The organism is Cryobacterium soli, assembly GCF_003611035.1.
Taxonomy (GTDB): Bacteria; Actinomycetota; Actinomycetes; order Actinomycetales; family Microbacteriaceae; genus Cryobacterium; species Cryobacterium soli.
Map to the genome: position 1 here is coordinate 1,561,201 of NZ_CP030033.1, position 16,051 is coordinate 1,577,251.

Here is a 16,051-nt window from a genome sequence, read left to right on the forward strand (position 1 = left end):
TAAGTATGGCATGCCTAACCTTCATTGCACCCCGAGAGTTCCCTGAATCCTGCCCACTGGCGGGTGTTACGCGGCGGTGACCCAGTCGCTGCTGACGTAGCTTCCGGCGCCGGGGCGAGTGGCGGGGCTGACGTAGCCGGTGGGGATGCCGGCCGGCCGGCCGGTGCTGACGTAGCCGGCCTGTTCGCTGCTGCGGTCGGTGTGGGCGGTGGTGCTGATGTAACCGTTCATGATGCTCCTGTCGGGGATGGTGCCGGTCGACGCAGAGCTTCATTGGACGCGTGCTGGTGGGGGTCGTGCGGGGCCGCGCGGCCGGTGTCCGACCGCGCGACCCTGTGGTGGTGCTGTGTTACTCGCCGACGCCGACGGGCTCGGCGGACACGTTGGCCGAGGTGGCCTCCGCTTCGCCGTCGGCCAGGTTCAGCCGCAGGCTCGCACCGAGGGTGGCGTCCACGTTCGTCCAGTACTGGATGGCGCGCTCCTTGACCTCGGGGCGGGTGACGCCGCCGACGGCACCGGTGATGGTGTCGAGGAATCGGGCCTTGGCCGCGTCGTCGAAGACGTCGCGGTACAGCGTGCCGGCCTGACCGAAGTCATCGTCGTCGGCTCGCAGGATCGCGGCGCTGCGCACGAGCGCACCGTCGCTCTCCCAGGTGCCGTCGCCCGCGAGGGCCTCGTCGGCGACGGGGCCGCCGAGCGAGTTGGGCGCGTAGTTCGGCGCACTGGCGTCGTTGAAGTGGTACCGGGCCGCGCCATCCTGTGAGTAGTTATTCACCGGAGCCTGCGGGGCGTTGATGGGCAGCTGGTTGTAGTTGGTGCCCACGCGGTAACGCTGCGCGTCCGGGTAGGAGAAGATGCGCGCCATGAGCATCTTGTCGGGGCTGGCCGCGATGCCGGGCACGAAGTTCGCCGGCGAGAACGCGGCCTGCTCGATCTCGGCGAAGAAGTTGCCCGGGTTGCGATTGAGGGTGTGCGTGCCCACCTTGATCAGCGGGAAGTCGCTGTGCGGCCACACCTTGGTGAGGTCGAACGGGTTGAACCGGTAGGTCTTGCCCTCTTCGTACGGCATGACCTGCACGTGCACGTCCCAGGACGGGAAGTCGCCGGCGTCGATGGCCTCGTAGAGGTCGCGGCGGTAGTAGTCGGCGTCGGCGCCCGCGATGAGCTCGGCCTCGGCGCCTTCCATCTCGACGTTGCCCTGGTTGGAGGTGAAGTGGTACTTCACCCAGAAGCGCTCACCGGCGGCGTTGATCCACTGATAAGTGTGCGAACCGAAGCCGGGCATGGTGCGCCAGGAGCGCGGCAGGCCGCGGTCGCCCATCAGGTAGGTCACCTGGTGCGCGGACTCTGGCGAGAGGGTCCAGAAGTCCCACTGCATGTCGGCGTCGCGGAGGCCCGAGCCCGGCAGGCGCTTCTGCGAGTGGATGAAGTCGGGGAACTTGATGCCGTCGCGGATGAAGAACACCGGGGTGTTGTTGCCGACGATGTCGTAGTTGCCCTCGGTCGTGTAGAACTTGACCGAGAAGCCGCGCACGTCGCGCCAGGTGTCGGGCGAGCCCTGTTCGCCGGCGACGCTGGAGAAGCGCTGCAGGGTGTCGGTGCGGGCGCCGGGCTGGAACAGCGCGGCACGGGTGTAGGCGGACACGTCGCCGGTAACCTCGAAGACGCCGTGCGCTCCGCCGCCCTTGGCGTGCACGATGCGCTCCGGGATGCGCTCACGGTTGAACTGGGCGAGCTTTTCGACCAGGTAGCGGTCGTGCAGGGCGGTGACGCCCTCAGAGCCGGCGGTGAGGGAGTGCTCGTCGCTCGGGACCGGGGTTCCGGTCTGGGTGGTGGTGGGGGGCAGTGTTGTCATGGTGCTCCTTTGTGTCATGTGCTCGTCGTTCACGTCATTCAAAAGGTGTGGGTCGAAGATCGGGGGCGGATACCGCGGCGCCGGCCTGGCAGGCGGGGCAGAGACCCCAGAAGGTCACCTCAGCGGTCTGCACGATGAAGCCGGCGGAGTCGCTGGGAGTGAGGCACGGGGCCTCGCCCACGACGCACTCGACGTCGGTCACCGAGCGGCAGCCGGTGCAGATGAGGTGGTGGTGGTTGTCGCCCACCCGGCGTTCGAACAGGGCGGCGGACCCGGCCGGTTCGATCCGGCGCACGAGGCCCGCGCTGGTGAAGGCATTCAGCACGCCGTAGACCGCCTGCAGGCTGGTGCCGGGGAGCCCCGCGCTCACGGTGTCGAAGAGCTGCTCGGCGGTGGCGTGAGCCGACTCAGCCAGGCCGGTGAGCACGGCCAGGCGGGGAGCGGTGACCTTGAGGCCGGCGGCGCGGATGACCGCGGCGAAGTCATCCGCGTGGCCATCGATCGCGTGGTCGGCGGCGTGGTGGCCGGTCGCATGGTGACCGGCAGAGCGCTGCTCCGCGGTGATCGTTCCGCCTGTGGCCATGCCTCACGGTAGCAGTTGTTTTGAACTCCTCAAAATAAGACACGCCGCGCCGGGGTCACACCCCGGGCGGAACCCGGTCCTGCCAGCGCAGCCGGCGCTCCAGTTGCGCGCCAAGGGCCAGCAGGGTGGCCTCACCGCCCGGCCGGCCGATCAGCTGCACGCCCATCGGCAGGCCGTCCGAGGTCTGCGCCACGGGCAGGGTGATGGCCGGCAGTCCGGAGACGTTGACCATCGAGGTGAACGGCGTGTACTGCACCTGCTGGGCGAAGTTGCGTTCGCCGTCTTCGGCGTCGTACCAGCCGACCGGCCGCGGGGTGAGCGCCAGCGCCGGGGTGAGCACGGCGTCGAACCGGCCCAGCTGGCGGATCAGGGAGCGCTCGTAGGTGGCCAGGGTGGTCAGCGCCTCGGCGACGTCACGGCCGGTCAGCGCCCGGCCGCGGTGCATCAGCCAGCGAGTGAGGGGTTCGAGCAGGGCCTCCTGCTCGGCGGTCTCGGCCGGAATCCGGGCGGCGCTGAGCTGCCAGAGCGCCCGGAACGCCGGCGCGTAACTCGGGTCCGGCTCCAGCGCGGTCTGCTCGATGCCGTGGCCCATGGCCGCGAAACCGTCCACGCCCACGGCGAGCGCCGCCAGCGCCTCCGGGGCCAGGCTGATCTCGTAAGCATCGTCCCAGGCCGAGGTGGTCATCACACCCAGCTGGTAGCGCCCCTCGCCCCGCACGGCGGCGCCGAGCAGTTGCTGGTCTGCCCCGGGTGCCCGCACGGCGAACGGATGTGCCGGCCGACCGCCGGCGGGCGCGATCATGGCATCCAGCAGCAGCGCGGCATCCGCCACGGTGCGCGCCAGCGGGCCGGCCACGGGGAGACCCCCTGGCACGTCGAGGCCACTCGCCGCGGGGATCCGGCCGCGAGACGGCTTGAGGCCGACGAGCCCGCAGGCGGCCGCGGGGATGCGCACCGACCCGCCACCGTCGCTGCCGGGGGCGAACGGCAGCATGCGGGCGGCCACGGCCACGGCGGCGCCGCCGCTGGATCCGCCGGCGCCGAGATCGGGGTTCCAGGGGTTGCGGGCGGGAGAACCGGCCACGGGCTCGGTGTACGAGGGCAGGCCGAATTCAGGGGTGGCGGTCTTCCCCAAGCTCACCCCGCCGGCCTCGTCGAGAGCCTGCACGAGCAGGTCGCTGGTCTCGGGCACCGTGCCCTGCATCAGCCGGGAGCCGAACCCCACGGGCACCCCGGCGCGTTGCTGCAGGTCCTTGTCGGCGAAGGGCAGCCCCCACAGCAGTGCTGTCCTGGGCACCTCGGTTTCCACGTGCCGCGCGCGGGCCAGGGCGGCCTCGGCGGTCACGGTGACGAAGGCGCCGAGGCCGGGGTTCAGCCGGTCGATGCGGGCCAGGTAGTGCCTGGTGAGCTCGGTGGGGCTGATCTCGCCCTGCTGCAGGGAGCGCCACTGTTCGAGGGCGGTCAGTTCGTGGAGGTCGGCCATCCCCCGAGCCTAGCGACCGGCCCTGACGAGGCCCCGGACCGGGGCCGCTGGCGAAGGGCAGGTTGCGCGCCAACTGTTCCCGCTCCGGACATCTGCGTCCGGTGCGCCGGGCGCAGATGTCCGCTTTGGCAACAATCCGCCGGCGGATGCTGCGGATGCGCGGACTGGCTCTGGCCGCCCACGCCCGGGTAGCCTCGAAGGATGACCCGCACTGACGCTGCCGCTCTGTACAACCCGATGGGCACGACCGCACTGATCACCGGGGCGTCGAGCGGGCTGGGGGTGGGCTTCGCGCACGAACTCGCCCGCCGGGGCGCCGACCTGGTGCTCACCGCACGCCGGCTGGACCGGCTCGAGGCCCTCGCCGTGGACCTGGCCGAGAAGTACGGCACGGTGTCCACCGTGATCCCGCTCGACCTCGCCGCCCCCGGCGCGGTCGCCGAGCTCGTGCGGGACCTCGCCGACCGGGATATCCGGGTGAGCACCCTGGTCAACAACGCCGGCTTCGGCCTGTTCGGCAGTCTGGTGGATGCGCCGGCCGCGCCCGTGCACGACCAGGTGGCGGTCAACGTCCAGGCGCTCACCGACCTCACCCACGCCCTCCTGCCTGGCCTGCTCAGCGCGGCGCTCACGCATCCGCAGGGCGCGGCGCTGGTGAACGTCGCGAGCACGGCGGCGTTCCAGCCGGTGCCACGACTGGCCGTGTACGCCGCGAGCAAGGCCTACGTGCTCAGCCTCACCGAAGCGCTCTGGTACGAGACCCGCAGCACCGGTCTCAAGGTGACCGCGCTGTGCCCCGGCCCGACCGAGACCGAGTTCTACACCGTCGCGCAGCGCTCCACGGCCGGCCCACGCCGCCTGGCGAGCGTGGACGAGGTGATGCGCACGGCCTTCGCCGCGCTCGATGCGCCCCACACTCCCCCGCACGCGGTCAGCGGCGGGCAGAACCGGGTGCTGGCCTGGCTGGCCGCGGTCTCGCCCCGGCGCACCGTGGTGACCGTGACCGGGCGGCTGTCGCGCCGCTGAGCGCCGGGCTGCGGCCTACTTGAGGCTCTTCTGCAGCAGAACGGTGCCGAGCCAGCGTTCGAACTTGAAGCCGACCTTGCCCATCCGGCCGATCTCCTCGAACCCGAAGTCCTGGTGCAGCTTGATCGACGCCTCCGCGCCCTGGTCGGCGATGACGGCGATGATCTCCTTGAGCCCGGCGGCCTTGGAGCGTTCGATCAGCTCGGCCAGCAGCACCCGGCCCAGGCCCTTGCCGGTGGATGCGGCGCCCAGGTAGATGGAGTTCTCCACCGTGAACCGGTACGCCTTCTTCTGCTTCCACGGGCTCACCAGCGCGTAACCGAGCAGCTGCCCGGCCGGCGACTCGGCCACGATGAACGGCATGCCGAGCTTGGTCAGGTAGGCGAACTTGTCGCGCCACTCGGCGAGGGTCATCGCATCCTCGTCGAAGGTGACAGTGCTGTTGGCCACGTAGTAGTTGTAGATCTCCCGAATGTCGGGCAGGTCGGTGTCGACCGCATCCCGCAGCGAGTACTCGAACGCCGCCTCGGGCACCGGCGCCGGTGTCAGGTGGCGCGGCAGCCGTCGACGCGGCTGGTATTCCTCTTCTAGCACCGGATGGGTCCTCTCCACATGGGAATCAGATTACTGCAGCGACCAGTCCACGGCTTGCGCGCCCTGCTCGGCCAGCAGCGCGTTGGCACGGCTGAAGGGGCGGGAGCCGAAGAATCCGCGGCGGGCCGAGAGCGGGCTGGGATGCGCCGCGACGATTGCGGGGGTCGACCCGAGCAGTGGCAGGAGGTTCTCGGCGTCCTTGCCCCAAAGAATGGCGACCAGCGGCGTGCCGCGGCCGGCCAGCGCCCGGATGGCTTGCTCGGTCACGGCCTCCCAGCCGTGCCGGCGGTGCGACCCGGCGGCGCCGGCCTCGACCGTGAGCACCCGGTTGAGCAGCAGCACCCCGTGCCGAGTCCAGGGCGTGAGGTCGCCGGCGACCGGTTTCGGCAGGCCGAGGTCGTCGTGCAGCTCGGTGAAGATGTTCGCCAGGCTCCGCGGCACCGGGCGCACCTCCGCGGCCACCGAGAAGGACAGGCCCACCGGATGCCCGGGCGTGGGGTACGGGTCCTGGCCCACGATGAGCACCCGCACCTCGTCGAACGGTTGCCGGAAGGCGCGCAGGACGTTCTCCGGCGCCGGCAGCACCTCGGCGCCCGCCGCGGCCCGCTGCCGCGCGAAGGCGAGCGGGGCCGCAAACGGGGCCAGGGCGCTGACGTCGAAGGGGCCGGTGTGGTCTCCGAGCCCGAAGGCGCGCGCCCAGCCGGGCTCGATCAGGGCCGGCCCTGTCGGGTCAGTCGGCGAGGGTGCGGGCATCCGGCTCAGGAGCCGAAGGTGCTCACCAGCACCCCGCCCTCGGATTCGCTCACGGTCCAGACGCTGCCGCTGCCGGCGACGCCCAGGGTGCCCTGGCCCACGATCAGCACGGTGCCCTCGTCCACGGCGAGGCCGCCACGGATGAGTCCGGCCTCGGTGGCGGCGACCATGCGGGAGAGCGTGCCCCACTGGGCGGCGTGCACGTCCACGGTCACGTCGAGCAGCCCGATGCCGTTCTCGATGGTGATCTCGTCGAGTCCCTCAGAGGCGTCCTCGGGGCTCACCGGCACGCCGCCGATCTGCCAGCCGCCGAGCACGGCGCGTTCGGCGGCGATCATGGCGCCCGCGGAGTAGCCGAGGTAGGGGATGCCGGCCGCCACCTGGCGGCGGATCTCACCGGCGATGGGTGTCACGGCCGTGAGGTAGGCCGGGGTGAGGCCGCCGCCGATCACGATGCCGTCGACATCCGCCACGGCGAGCAGGGTGGCTTCGTCGGTGAGGCCGAGTACCGTCAGGTGCGGGTCGACGGGGCCGGCGGCACCGAGGGCCGCAACGAGCTTCGCGGCGTGGTCGTCGCCGTCGCCGTCACGCACGACCAGAACGGCCACGCGGGGTTCCTCGCGGCCGGCCGCGGTGGCGCGCAGGGCGGCTTCGGCCAGGAACGGTCCGTAGACCACGGCGTCGTTCTCGGTGGCGTTCTCGGCAGCCCAGCCGCCGCCGACGAGGTGGATGCTCATGCGTCCACCACGCTCGTCAGCGGGGTGGCGGTCACGGGCGGCAGCGCCGACCACGGGAAGACGATCCAGCCGTCGGTCTCCCGCCAGGTGAAGTCGGGCACGTGTACCGTGCGCGGCTTGGTGTACAGGGTCGCCGAGCGCACCTCGCCGGCGGATTCCTTGAGGATGCCGACCACGAGGGCCAGGGTGTGGCCGGAGTCGGAGACGTCGTCGACCAACAGGACGCGCTTGCCGGCCAGCGCCGGGGCGTCGAGCATCGGGCCGGAGAGCACGGGCTCCGGCAGGCGCTCGTCGATGCCGGTGTAGAACTCCACGTTGATGGAGCCGCAGTTCTTGGTGCCCAGGGCGTAGGAGATGGCCCCGGCCAGCAGCAGGCCGCCGCGCGCGATGGCGATGACGACATCGGGCTGGAACCCGCTCGCCAGCACCGTGCTGGCCAGCGACCTGGACGCGTCGGCGAATTCAGTCCACTCCAGCACCTCACGGGGCGGATCGACGGTAACGGGGGTCTCGGCGTGCTGGTCCTGTTGCATTTGTCAATGGTAGAACCTCCCGCGCCCGCCGCGCGCGGACGAAGGGCCCGGTGCGGGCCCGGTGTGTACCCGGTATGGGCATAGTGAGGGCCCGGCGTCACGGCCGGTACGGGGCGGTGTCACGGCCGGCGCGGATACGGAAGACTAGCGGGATGATCACACTGCAGCAGGATGCCGACGGCTTCGTCCGCATGAACCGGCATTTCCCCGCCAAGACGCCCATTGCCATCCGTTTCACCGACGGCACGACCGGCGAGTACACCGGCGCGCGGCTCAACGAGTTGTACGACGCGGCCCTGGCCATCTTCCGGGCCGAGAACCGCCTCGACGCCAAGGGCTTCTCCCGGTCGCCGGCCAAGACCGTGCACCCCACCCACAACGTCGAGTTCGTGCCCGTGCAGTCCGGAATGACCCCTTAGGTCACATCCGGGAGACCGCCCCATGAGCCAGCAGCTGAGTGACCTGCCGTACAGCGCCGAGGTGGAGATCGTGCTCCTGCACGCCTCCCCCGTGCACCGGTACGAGGGGCGCCCGGCCGACGGGCCACTGCCGGCGGTGGGCGGAGAGAGTAACGAACGCATCGAGGTGCGCGCGGGCCTGGGCATCGTGGGCGACCGGCACTACGCCCGGCGGGCGCACGTGCAGGCGTCCGTCACGGTGATGGACGCCGAGGTGCTCGACCGGGTCGCCGCCGAGCTGACGTTGACGCACCCGCTGGATGCGGCCGCCACCCGGCGCAACATCCTGCTGCGCGGCGTGGAGATCGATGCCCTGCGCGGGGCGACCTTCTCGCTCGACAGCGGCGACGGTCCCGTCGAGCTCAGGGCGCACCGGCCCGCGAACCCCTGCGCGTGGATGGACGTGATGCTCGCCCCCGGCGCCCACCGCGCCCTCCGCGGGCGTGGGGGCCTGCGCTGTGAACCGGTGACCGACGGGATGCTGCGGCTCGGCCCGGCCACCATGCGGTGCAGTGTGCCGATGGTGGTTACGGGTGCCGCACTCCCTGGCCGGCCAGAACGGCCCGGTAGCCCTCCCGGTAGCTCGGGTAGCTGAAGCTGAAGCCGGTCTCGAGGATGCGCCGGTTGCTCACGCGCTTGTCACCGCCACGCTTGCTGCCGGTCTCGACGATCTCGGGCACGGGCAGGCCGAGCTCACCGGCGACGAAGGCCAGCACCTCCGCGGCGGGCACCGGGGTGGAGTCCACCCCGAGGTAGAGCGGGTCGGGCGCCTTGGCCCGGAGCAGCAGGTGCACGATCATCGCGGCGGCGTCGTCACGGTGGATGCGGTTGGTCAGGCGGGTGCGCTCGCCCACGGTGGCGCGTCCAGAGCGCACCTGGTCGATCAGGCGCTCACGGCCGGGACCGTAGATGCCGCCGAGTCTCAGCACCACGGCCGAGGGGATCCGGCTGCGGAGCAGCTGTTCGGCCTCGAGCAGGATCGCGTCGGTGCCGGGGCCAGGGGTCGCCGGGGTCGTCTCGTCGACCGTGCTGCCATCGTCCACGTCGTAGACGGCCGTCGAGGACACCATCAGGAACCGGCGCGGCGTCACCTGTGCGTCGTCGAGGGCGTCGAGCACGTTTCCCAGGCCGGTCACATAGGCGGCCCGGTAGACCTCCGGGTCGGGGTTGCCCGCCGCGATGGCCACGATCACGAGGTCGGTGTCCGGCGGCACCACGGGCTTCTCCCTGGCCAGGTCGACGGACTGCCCGTCGAGCGCAGCCGGCAGCAGCCCGGCCCGGCGGCGGAGGCCCACCACGTGCTGGCCGAGCGCCGCCAGGCGCAGGCCCGTCTCGGTGCCGAGGTCGCCGCATCCGGCAATCAGTACTGTCATCCCCCCAGTATGGAGGCGCGCCGGACGCTCAGAGCACCTCGCCCGGCGGCGGCGGGGCCAGGTGCCGCTCCGGCGTGCCGTTGTAGAACGACAACGGCCGGATCAGCGAGTTCGCGGCCAGCTGTTCCATGATGTGCGCCGTCCAGCCGGTCACCCGGGCCGCCACGAAGATCGGTGTGAAGCTGGCGGTGTCGAAACCCATCAAGTGGTAGGCCGGTCCGGACGGGTAGTCCAGGTTGGGCAGGATGCCGGTGCGTGCTGCCATGCCGGCGGCCAGGGCCTCGTAGAGCTCGAGCAGGTCAGGGCGGTCATAGTGGTCGATGAGGGTGAGCAGGGCCGCGTGCATGGTGGGCACCCGGCTGTCGCCGTGTTTGTAGACCCGGTGGCCGAAGCCCATGACCTTGCGCTTGTGCGCGAGGGTGTCGTCCAGCCAGCGGTCGGCCCGCTCGGCCGAACCGGCGCCGAGGCCGATCTCGCTGAAGATGTGCATCACGGCCTCGTTGGCGCCACCGTGCAGCGGGCCCTTCAGCGCGCCAACGGCCCCGGTCACGGCGGAGTACAGGTCGGAGAGCGTGGAGGTGATCACCCGGGCGGTGAATGTGGAGGCGTTGAAGGAGTGCTCGGCGTACATGATCATCGACACGTCGAAGGCCTCGACCACGGTCAGTTCGGGCACCTCGCCGAAGGTCATGTAGAGGAAGTTCGCCGAGTAGCCCAGGTCGTCGCGCGGTTCGACGAGCTCGAGCCCCTGCCGGCGGCGCTGGTCGTAGGCGACGATGGCCGGCAACTGCGCGAACAGGCGCAGCGACTTGGCCAGGTTCGCTTCGACCGAGGAGTCCGGCGTCGTGAGGTCGTTCGCGCCGATCACGCTCACGGCCGTGCGGACCACGTCCATGGGGTCGGCGGAGGTGGGGATCTCGTCGATCACCCGGCGCACGGAGTGGTCGAGCCGGCGCAGGGCGCGCTCGGCCTGTTCGAACTCGGCGAGTTCGGCTTCTCCGGGCAGCTCACCGTTCCAGAGCAGGTAGGCCACCTCCTCGAAGCTCTTCTGGGCGGCGAGTTCCTGCACCGGGTACCCCCGGTACAACAACGAGTTCGAGTCGGGGTTGACCTTGGAGACGGCCGTCGAATCGGCCACCACCCCGGCCAGACCACGGTGGATCTCGGGCACGACCGGTGGTTCCGCCGCTGACGTGTGGGTGGGCTGGTTGATGGTCATGTCGCTCCTTTGCGTCCTGATTCGTGGCCGTGCTGGTGATGCTGTCGTGGTGGTGGGTCAGCCTTCGTGTCCGGTCAGCGTGAAGTTGAAGATCCCCGAATCGAAGCGATTGTAGGCCTCGTAGTCGAGCAACTGATAGAGCTCCGCGCGGGTCTGCATGGCCGGAAGCAGGCCGGTCAGCGACCCCTCGGCGACGATGGTGTCCAGGCCCTGTTCGGCCGCGCCCATGGCCAGCCGCAGCAGCGACACCGGGAAGATCACGAGGTTGATTCCGACGTCGGCGAGCTGGTCCACCCGGAACAGTTCACTCTTGCCGAATTCGGTCATGTTCGCCAGGATCGGCACGTCCACCGCGGCCCGGATCGCCTCGAACTCGGCCAGGGTTCCCATGGCCTCGGGGAAGATCGCGTCGGCGCCGGCATCCACCAGCGCCTTCGCCCGGTCGATCGCCGCGTTCAGTCCGTCGACGGCACGGATGTCGGTGCGCGCCATCACGAGCAGGTTCGGGTCGCGCCTGGCGTCGACGGCGGCGCGGATGCGCTTGAGTGCGGTGTCGGTGTCGACCACCTGCTTGCCGTCCAGGTGGCCGCAGCGCTTGGGGTTGACCTGATCCTCGATGTGGAGGCCTGCCACACCGGCATCCTCGAGGGTCTGCACAGTGCGGGCCACGTTCATCGGTTCGCCGAAGCCGGTGTCGGCATCCACCAGGGTGGGCAGGTCGGTCATCCGGGAGATCTGCTGGCTGCGGCCGGCGACCTCGGTGAGGGTGGTGAGGCCGATGTCCGGCAGGCCGAGGTCGGCGGCCAGCACCGCCCCTGAGATGTAGACGCCCTCGAAGCCCTTGGCCTGGATGAGCTTGGCGGAGAGCGGGTTGAACGCGCCGGGGAAGCGCAGCAGGCCGCCGCCGGCGAGGTCGGCACGCAACTGGGCGCGCTTGGCGGCGGGGGTGAGGGCGGAGTAGAGCATCAGAAGATTCCGTTCAGGCTGGGCAGGGCGTCGAAGAGGCCGGGCCGGGCCACGAGGGTGAGCGAGCCGAGCTCGGCGCCGGAGAGCTCGGGGAGCCGCTGGGCGAGGTCGAGGAACCGCTCGATCTCCGGCGGCTCCAGGGCGTCGGCGGCGAGCAGCCGGAACTTGGCGACGTAGTCCTCCCGCACGAAGGGGCGGGCGCCGAGCGGATGCGCATCCGCCACGGCCAGTTCGTCGACCAGGCGGGTGCCGTCGGCGAGCAGGATCTCCACCCGGCCGCCGAACGCTTTCTCGGCCGGGTCGGTGGAGTGGTAGCGGCGGGTCCACTCGGCGTCCTCGCTCGTGGTCACGGTGTTCCACAGGGCCACGGTGTCGGCCCGCCGGGCCCGTTCGGGCAGGTAGGAGTCAACGTGGTGCCAGGTGCCGTCCTGCAGCGCCACGGTGAAGATGTACGGCACCGAGTGGTCCAGGGTCTCCCGGCTGGCCCGCGGGTCGTATTTCTGCGGGTCGTTGGCGCCGGAGCCGATCACATTGTGGGTGTGGTGCGAGGTGTGGATGACGATCGACCGCACCGCGCCGGGCACCAGGATCTCGGGGTGCTCGCGGTTGAGCTTCCGGGCCAGGTCGACAAGGGCCTGGGCCTGGTATTCGGCCGAGTGCTCCTTGGTGAAGCTGTCCAGGATCGCGCGTTTGGGCTCGCCGCCGGCCGGTAGCGACACGTCGTAGGACGCCTCGGGCCCGTCGAGCAGCCAGGCGATGACACCGTCCTCGCCCTCGTAGATCGGGGTGGGGCTGGTCTGGCCGCGCATGGCCCGGTCCACGGCCTCGATGGCCATTTTGCCGGCGAAGGCCGGCGCGAAAGCCTTCCAACTGGAGATCTCGCCCTTGCGGGACTGCCGGGTGGCAGTGGTGGTGTGCAGGGCCTGGCCGATGGCCTGGAAGATCGTGTCCGGGTCCAGGCCCAGCAGGGTTCCGATACCGGCCGCGGCCGACGGGCCCAGGTGGGCGACGTGGTCGATCTTGTGCTTGTGCAGGCTGATCGAGCGGGCCAGGTCGATCTGCACCTCGTAGCCCGTGGCGATGCCGCGCACGAGCTCGTGCCCGGTGAGGCCGCGGGCGGCGGCCAGGTGCTGGGCCACGGCCACGATCGGCGGGATGTTGTCGCCCGGGTGCGAGTACTCGGCGGCGAGGAAGGTGTCGTGGTAGTCGAGCTCCCGCACGGCCACACCGTTGGCCCAGGCCGCCCACTCCGGCGACACCCGGCGGCCGCTGGGCGGACCGAACACCGTGGCGCCGTCGCCGCCGCCTGAGCGCGGATGCGCCAGCGCCTGCGAGCGGGCCGCGGCGACCGGGTCGCGGGTGAGCGAGGCCGCCGCGACGGCGGCGTTGTCGATCACGCGGTTGATGATCATCTCGGTCACGTCATCGTCGACGGGCACCGGGTCGGCCGCGCAGGCGGCGAGCTTCCAGGCCAGTTGTTCGGTGCGGGCGGGGCTGTCCTCGCTCGGGTGAACGCGCACTTCGGTGGACTGCACGGGTGGTCCTTTCGGTCGGGAGGTCAGGAAGCCTGGTCGGTGGAGCCGAGCACCGCGAGCACGCTCGCCAGGCTCAGGTGGAGGTGCACATGGGTGGCGTGCGCGGCGAGCGCCGCGTCGCCGTCGATGATCGCGTCGAGGATCAGCAGGTGTTCGGCCGCCGCCTGGCGCAGCCGCACCGGGTTGCCGCGCGCGACCCGGCGGATGCGCGCCAGATGCGTGCGCACAGTGTCGAGGGCTCCCACCAGGAAGGCGTTGTCGACGGCGGCATCGATGGCCGCGTCGAACTCGTCGATGAGGGCGTAGTACTCGTGGATGCCGGTCTCCCCGTCGTCGAGCAGCGCGGGAGCGGCGAGGAACCGCTCGCGCAGCATCCCGAACGCCGAACGATCGGCGCCGCGGGCGGCCAGGGTCGCCGCGCGCTCCTCGAGGGCCTCGCGCAGCTCGTAGAGATCGTTGATCGACTCGACCGACATCGCGGTGACCGAGAAGCCCCGGCCGCTGCGGCCGGCGACGAGGCCGTCGGTGACCAGCCGGGCCACGGCGGAGCGCAAGGGGGTGCGGGAGACCCCGAGTCTGGCGGACTGTTCCACCTCCAGAAGCACGGTTCCGGCCGGGAGCACACCGTCGAGAATCTCGTCTCGCAGCACCCGGTAGGCCCGGTCGCTGGCCCGCTCCGGTGCGGTCCTCACGGTTTCTGTATACACAAGCGCATTCTATTCCCCTATTGCCGCGATTGTGCAAGACTAACCGCACCTTGTGTATACATGAGAGCTTCAATGGAGAGGTTCACACCATGACCGACCACACCGTAAGCACTCGCACCACACCGCTCACCGACGCGCCCGACACCCCGCGGGCCACGCCGCAGCCCGCCCCGCCGGAGGCCGGCACCGGCACCGGCGCGTACCGCGCGGCCTGGCGACGCAGCATCGAGCAGCGCGAGGAATTCTGGCTGGACGCCGCTCGGCTCGTCGACTGGGTCGACCCGCCCCGCGCGGCGCTCACCGAGCGCTCCCCCACCGACTACCGCTGGTTCGCCGGCGGCACCCTCAACACGAGCTACAACGCCCTCGACCGGCACGTGCTGGCCGGCCGTGGCGACCACACCGCGCTCATCTACGACTCCGCCATGACCGGCACCCGGGCCCGGATCAGCTACCGCGACCTGCTCGACCGGGTCGCCCGCTTCGCCGGCGTGCTCCGCGCGGCCGGTGTGGGTCGGGGCGACCGGGTGGTCGTCTACCTGCCGATGATCCCCGAGGCCGTGGTGGCCATGCTCGCCTGCGCCCGCATCGGGGCCGTGCACTCGGTGGTCTTCGGCGGTTTCGCCGCCAGCGAGCTCGCCGTGCGCATCGACGACGCCCGGCCGTCCGTGCTCGTCACGGCCTCTGGCGGGCTCGAACCGGGCAAAGCCGTCGAGTACCTGCCGCTCGTGCGGAAGGCCCTCGACCAGAGCGCCGGGTCGGTGCACACCGTCATCGTGCAGAACCGGCAGGCCATCCCGGGGTCCGCCGCCGACTACGCGTCCGGTGCCGACTCCGATACCGGGCCGGCCGTGCGCTGGCTGGACTGGGCCGAAGCCGCGGCCGCGGCCACCCCGGCCGAGCCGGTCACCGTCGCCGCCGACGACCCGCTGTACATCCTCTACACCTCCGGCACGACCGGAAACCCGAAGGGCATCATCCGCGACAACGGCGGCCACGCCGTGGCGCTGACCTGGTCGATGCGGAACATCTACGACATCGGCCCCGACGATGTCTTCTGGGCGGCGTCCGACGTGGGCTGGGTGGTCGGGCACTCCTACATCGTCTACGCGCCGCTGCTGGCCGGGGCCACCACCGTCATCTACGAGGGCAAGCCCATCGGCACCCCGGATGCCGGCGCCTTCTGGCGCGTCGTGCAGGACTACCGGGTGACCGTGCTGTTCACCGCTCCCACCGCCATCCGCGCCATCCGCCGGGTCGACCCGGAGCTGGCCGAACTGGCCAGGTACGACGTGTCCAGCCTCACCGCGCTGTTCCTGGCCGGCGAGCGGCTCGACCCGGAGACCTTCCACTGGGCCAACGACGGCCTGCACTGCCCCGTCGTCGACCACTGGTGGCAGACCGAGACCGGCTGGGCCATCTGCGCCAACCCGCGCGGCATCGAGGAACTGCCCACCAAGCCCGGGTCAACGGCAGTGCCGGTGCCCGGCTACGACATCGCCATCCTCGACTCGAAAGGTGCCCGCATCACCAAGCCGGGCAAGGACGGCAACATCGCCATCCGGCTGCCGCTGCCACCCGGCTCGCTGCTGGGCATCTGGGGCGGCGAGGACAGGTTCGCCAGCGCCTACCTCACCGCCTTCCCCGGGTTCTACGCCACCGGCGACTCCGGCCACATCGATGCCGACGGCTACCTCTACGTGATGGGCCGCACCGACGACGTGATCAACGTCGCCGGGCACCGGCTCTCCACCGGATCCCTCGAGGAGGTGCTCACCCGGCATCCGGCAATCGCGGAGTGCGCGGTGCTGGGCGTGCACGACCCGCTCAAGGGCCAGCGTGCCGCCGGTTTCGTGACCCTCAAGGCCGGCTGGGTCGTCGACCACGACCTGCTCAGCATCGAACTGGTCAACCTGGTGCGCGAGCACATCGGCCCGGTGGCGGCGTTCAGGGATGTGACCGTCCTGGAGCGGTTGCCCAAGACCCGCTCGGGCAAGATCTTGCGTAAGACCATCCGTCAGATCGTCGACGGCGAGCCGTACAAGGTGCCGCCCACCATCGAGGACCCCGCCACCCTCGACGCCCTCGTCCGAGCCGTGCGCCCCACCCCCGACTGACTGTCTCCCATGCGGACATTTGCGCCCGGCACACCGGACGCAGATGTCCGGGTCGGGCGCAGTCGTAGCCCACCCACCACTCAGCCATCCCATTTCACCGGAGCAAAGGAGC

The 16,051-nt window shown here is 70.9% G+C and carries 17 protein-coding genes; 4 read left to right on the top strand and 13 right to left on the bottom strand.

Annotated elements, in window-relative coordinates; translation table 11 throughout:
- Positions 1–66: 66 nt before the first annotated feature.
- From DOE79_RS20470 to DOE79_RS07175, 4 genes are all read right to left on the bottom strand, one after another.
- Positions 67–231 (bottom strand): hypothetical protein, encoded by a 165-nt coding sequence (locus DOE79_RS20470; protein ID WP_162942644.1) that lies wholly within the window; start codon positions 229–231, stop codon positions 67–69.
- 118 nt (positions 232–349) lie between these two features.
- Positions 350–1,855, bottom strand: coding sequence for a catalase (locus DOE79_RS07165; RefSeq protein WP_120337900.1), 1,506 nt, complete (start codon positions 1,853–1,855; stop codon positions 350–352).
- Between the two features lie 34 nt (positions 1,856–1,889).
- Positions 1,890–2,438 carry a transcriptional repressor gene (locus DOE79_RS07170; protein WP_120337901.1) on the bottom strand — a complete coding sequence of 183 codons (549 nt, stop codon included), beginning with the start codon at positions 2,436–2,438 and terminating at the stop codon, positions 1,890–1,892.
- A gap of 55 nt (positions 2,439–2,493) precedes the next feature.
- Positions 2,494–3,921: an amidase gene (locus DOE79_RS07175; RefSeq protein WP_120337902.1), complete on the bottom strand. Its 1,428-nt coding sequence runs from the start codon at positions 3,919–3,921 to the stop codon at positions 2,494–2,496.
- A gap of 201 nt (positions 3,922–4,122) precedes the next feature.
- Here DOE79_RS07175 and DOE79_RS07180 point away from each other — a divergent pair, with 201 nt between their 5' ends.
- Positions 4,123–4,947, top strand: coding sequence for an SDR family NAD(P)-dependent oxidoreductase (locus DOE79_RS07180; protein WP_245977179.1), 825 nt, complete (start codon positions 4,123–4,125; stop codon positions 4,945–4,947).
- Positions 4,948–4,962: 15 nt separating this feature from the next.
- On the opposite strand, the gene DOE79_RS07185 is transcribed toward DOE79_RS07180, so the two are convergent.
- From DOE79_RS07185 to DOE79_RS07200, 4 genes are read right to left on the bottom strand one after another with little or no spacing between them, the layout of a single operon-like run.
- Positions 4,963–5,541 (bottom strand): GNAT family N-acetyltransferase, encoded by a 579-nt coding sequence (locus tag DOE79_RS07185; RefSeq protein WP_120337903.1) that lies wholly within the window; start codon positions 5,539–5,541, stop codon positions 4,963–4,965.
- A gap of 30 nt (positions 5,542–5,571) precedes the next feature.
- Positions 5,572–6,294, bottom strand: coding sequence for a uracil-DNA glycosylase (locus DOE79_RS07190; protein WP_120337904.1), 723 nt, complete (start codon positions 6,292–6,294; stop codon positions 5,572–5,574).
- A 5-nt stretch (positions 6,295–6,299) separates the two neighbouring features.
- Positions 6,300–7,031: a Type 1 glutamine amidotransferase-like domain-containing protein gene (locus DOE79_RS07195; protein WP_120337905.1), complete on the bottom strand. Its 732-nt coding sequence runs from the start codon at positions 7,029–7,031 to the stop codon at positions 6,300–6,302.
- Positions 7,028–7,564, bottom strand: a complete 537-nt coding sequence (locus DOE79_RS07200; protein ID WP_120337906.1) for a phosphoribosyltransferase — start codon at positions 7,562–7,564, stop codon at positions 7,028–7,030. Before DOE79_RS07200 ends, DOE79_RS07195 begins: the two co-directional genes overlap by 4 nt.
- 152 nt (positions 7,565–7,716) lie before the next feature.
- Between DOE79_RS07200 and DOE79_RS07205 the strand changes: the two genes are divergently transcribed.
- Both DOE79_RS07205 and DOE79_RS07210 read left to right on the top strand, forming a co-directional pair.
- Entirely contained in the window at positions 7,717–7,983 is a 267-nt protein-coding gene (locus DOE79_RS07205; protein WP_120337907.1) for a hypothetical protein, read from the top strand.
- A gap of 22 nt (positions 7,984–8,005) precedes the next feature.
- On the top strand, positions 8,006–8,617 hold the full coding sequence (locus DOE79_RS07210; protein WP_245977180.1) for an MOSC domain-containing protein: 612 nt from the start codon (positions 8,006–8,008) through the stop codon (positions 8,615–8,617).
- Here DOE79_RS07210 and DOE79_RS07215 read toward each other — a convergent pair.
- Genes DOE79_RS07215 through DOE79_RS07235 form a run of 5 tightly spaced genes read right to left on the bottom strand, consistent with a single transcriptional unit; the run spans position 8,550 to position 13,807 of the window.
- Positions 8,550–9,395, bottom strand: a complete 846-nt coding sequence (locus tag DOE79_RS07215; RefSeq protein ID WP_120337908.1) for an NAD-dependent epimerase/dehydratase family protein — start codon at positions 9,393–9,395, stop codon at positions 8,550–8,552. The two genes, DOE79_RS07210 and DOE79_RS07215, sit on opposite strands and share 68 nt — an antisense overlap.
- 28 nt (positions 9,396–9,423) lie before the next feature.
- Positions 9,424–10,614: a bifunctional 2-methylcitrate synthase/citrate synthase gene (locus DOE79_RS07220; protein WP_120337909.1), complete on the bottom strand. Its 1,191-nt coding sequence runs from the start codon at positions 10,612–10,614 to the stop codon at positions 9,424–9,426.
- 57 nt (positions 10,615–10,671) lie between these two features.
- Entirely contained in the window at positions 10,672–11,580 is a 909-nt protein-coding gene (gene prpB, locus DOE79_RS07225) for a methylisocitrate lyase (protein ID WP_120337910.1), read from the bottom strand.
- Positions 11,580–13,115, bottom strand: a complete 1,536-nt coding sequence (locus DOE79_RS07230) for an MmgE/PrpD family protein (protein ID WP_120337911.1) — start codon at positions 13,113–13,115, stop codon at positions 11,580–11,582. The genes prpB and DOE79_RS07230 overlap by 1 nt, the downstream gene beginning before the upstream one ends.
- Before the next feature lie 23 nt (positions 13,116–13,138).
- Positions 13,139–13,807, bottom strand: a complete 669-nt coding sequence (locus DOE79_RS07235) for a GntR family transcriptional regulator (RefSeq protein ID WP_120337912.1) — start codon at positions 13,805–13,807, stop codon at positions 13,139–13,141.
- A 104-nt stretch (positions 13,808–13,911) separates the two neighbouring features.
- On the opposite strand from DOE79_RS07235, the gene DOE79_RS07240 reads away from it, so the two are divergent.
- Positions 13,912–15,939 (top strand): AMP-binding protein, encoded by a 2,028-nt coding sequence (locus DOE79_RS07240; protein WP_120337913.1) that lies wholly within the window; start codon positions 13,912–13,914, stop codon positions 15,937–15,939.
- The last annotated feature ends 112 nt before the right edge of the window (positions 15,940–16,051 follow it).

Excerpts from the sequence above, each read along its gene's own strand:
- DOE79_RS07205 (WP_120337907.1), top strand. The coding sequence starts at position 7,717 with ATGATCACACTGCAGCAGGATGCCGACGGCTTCGTCCGCATGAACCGG.
- DOE79_RS07190 (WP_120337904.1), bottom strand. The coding sequence starts at position 6,294 with ATGCCCGCACCCTCGCCGACTGACCCGACAGGGCCGGCCCTGATCGAG.
- DOE79_RS07220 (WP_120337909.1), bottom strand. The coding sequence starts at position 10,614 with ATGACCATCAACCAGCCCACCCACACGTCAGCGGCGGAACCACCGGTC.
- DOE79_RS07175 (WP_120337902.1), bottom strand. The coding sequence starts at position 3,921 with ATGGCCGACCTCCACGAACTGACCGCCCTCGAACAGTGGCGCTCCCTG.
- DOE79_RS07200 (WP_120337906.1), bottom strand. The coding sequence starts at position 7,564 with ATGCAACAGGACCAGCACGCCGAGACCCCCGTTACCGTCGATCCGCCC.
- DOE79_RS07170 (WP_120337901.1), bottom strand. The coding sequence starts at position 2,438 with ATGGCCACAGGCGGAACGATCACCGCGGAGCAGCGCTCTGCCGGTCAC.
- DOE79_RS20470 (WP_162942644.1), bottom strand. The coding sequence starts at position 231 with ATGAACGGTTACATCAGCACCACCGCCCACACCGACCGCAGCAGCGAA.
- DOE79_RS07210 (WP_245977180.1), top strand. The coding sequence starts at position 8,006 with ATGAGCCAGCAGCTGAGTGACCTGCCGTACAGCGCCGAGGTGGAGATC.
- DOE79_RS07180 (WP_245977179.1), top strand. The coding sequence starts at position 4,123 with ATGACCCGCACTGACGCTGCCGCTCTGTACAACCCGATGGGCACGACC.
- DOE79_RS07195 (WP_120337905.1), bottom strand. The coding sequence starts at position 7,031 with ATGAGCATCCACCTCGTCGGCGGCGGCTGGGCTGCCGAGAACGCCACC.
- DOE79_RS07165 (WP_120337900.1), bottom strand. The coding sequence starts at position 1,855 with ATGACAACACTGCCCCCCACCACCACCCAGACCGGAACCCCGGTCCCG.
- prpB (WP_120337910.1), bottom strand. The coding sequence starts at position 11,580 with ATGCTCTACTCCGCCCTCACCCCCGCCGCCAAGCGCGCCCAGTTGCGT.
- DOE79_RS07240 (WP_120337913.1), top strand. The coding sequence starts at position 13,912 with ATGACCGACCACACCGTAAGCACTCGCACCACACCGCTCACCGACGCG.
- DOE79_RS07215 (WP_120337908.1), bottom strand. The coding sequence starts at position 9,395 with ATGACAGTACTGATTGCCGGATGCGGCGACCTCGGCACCGAGACGGGC.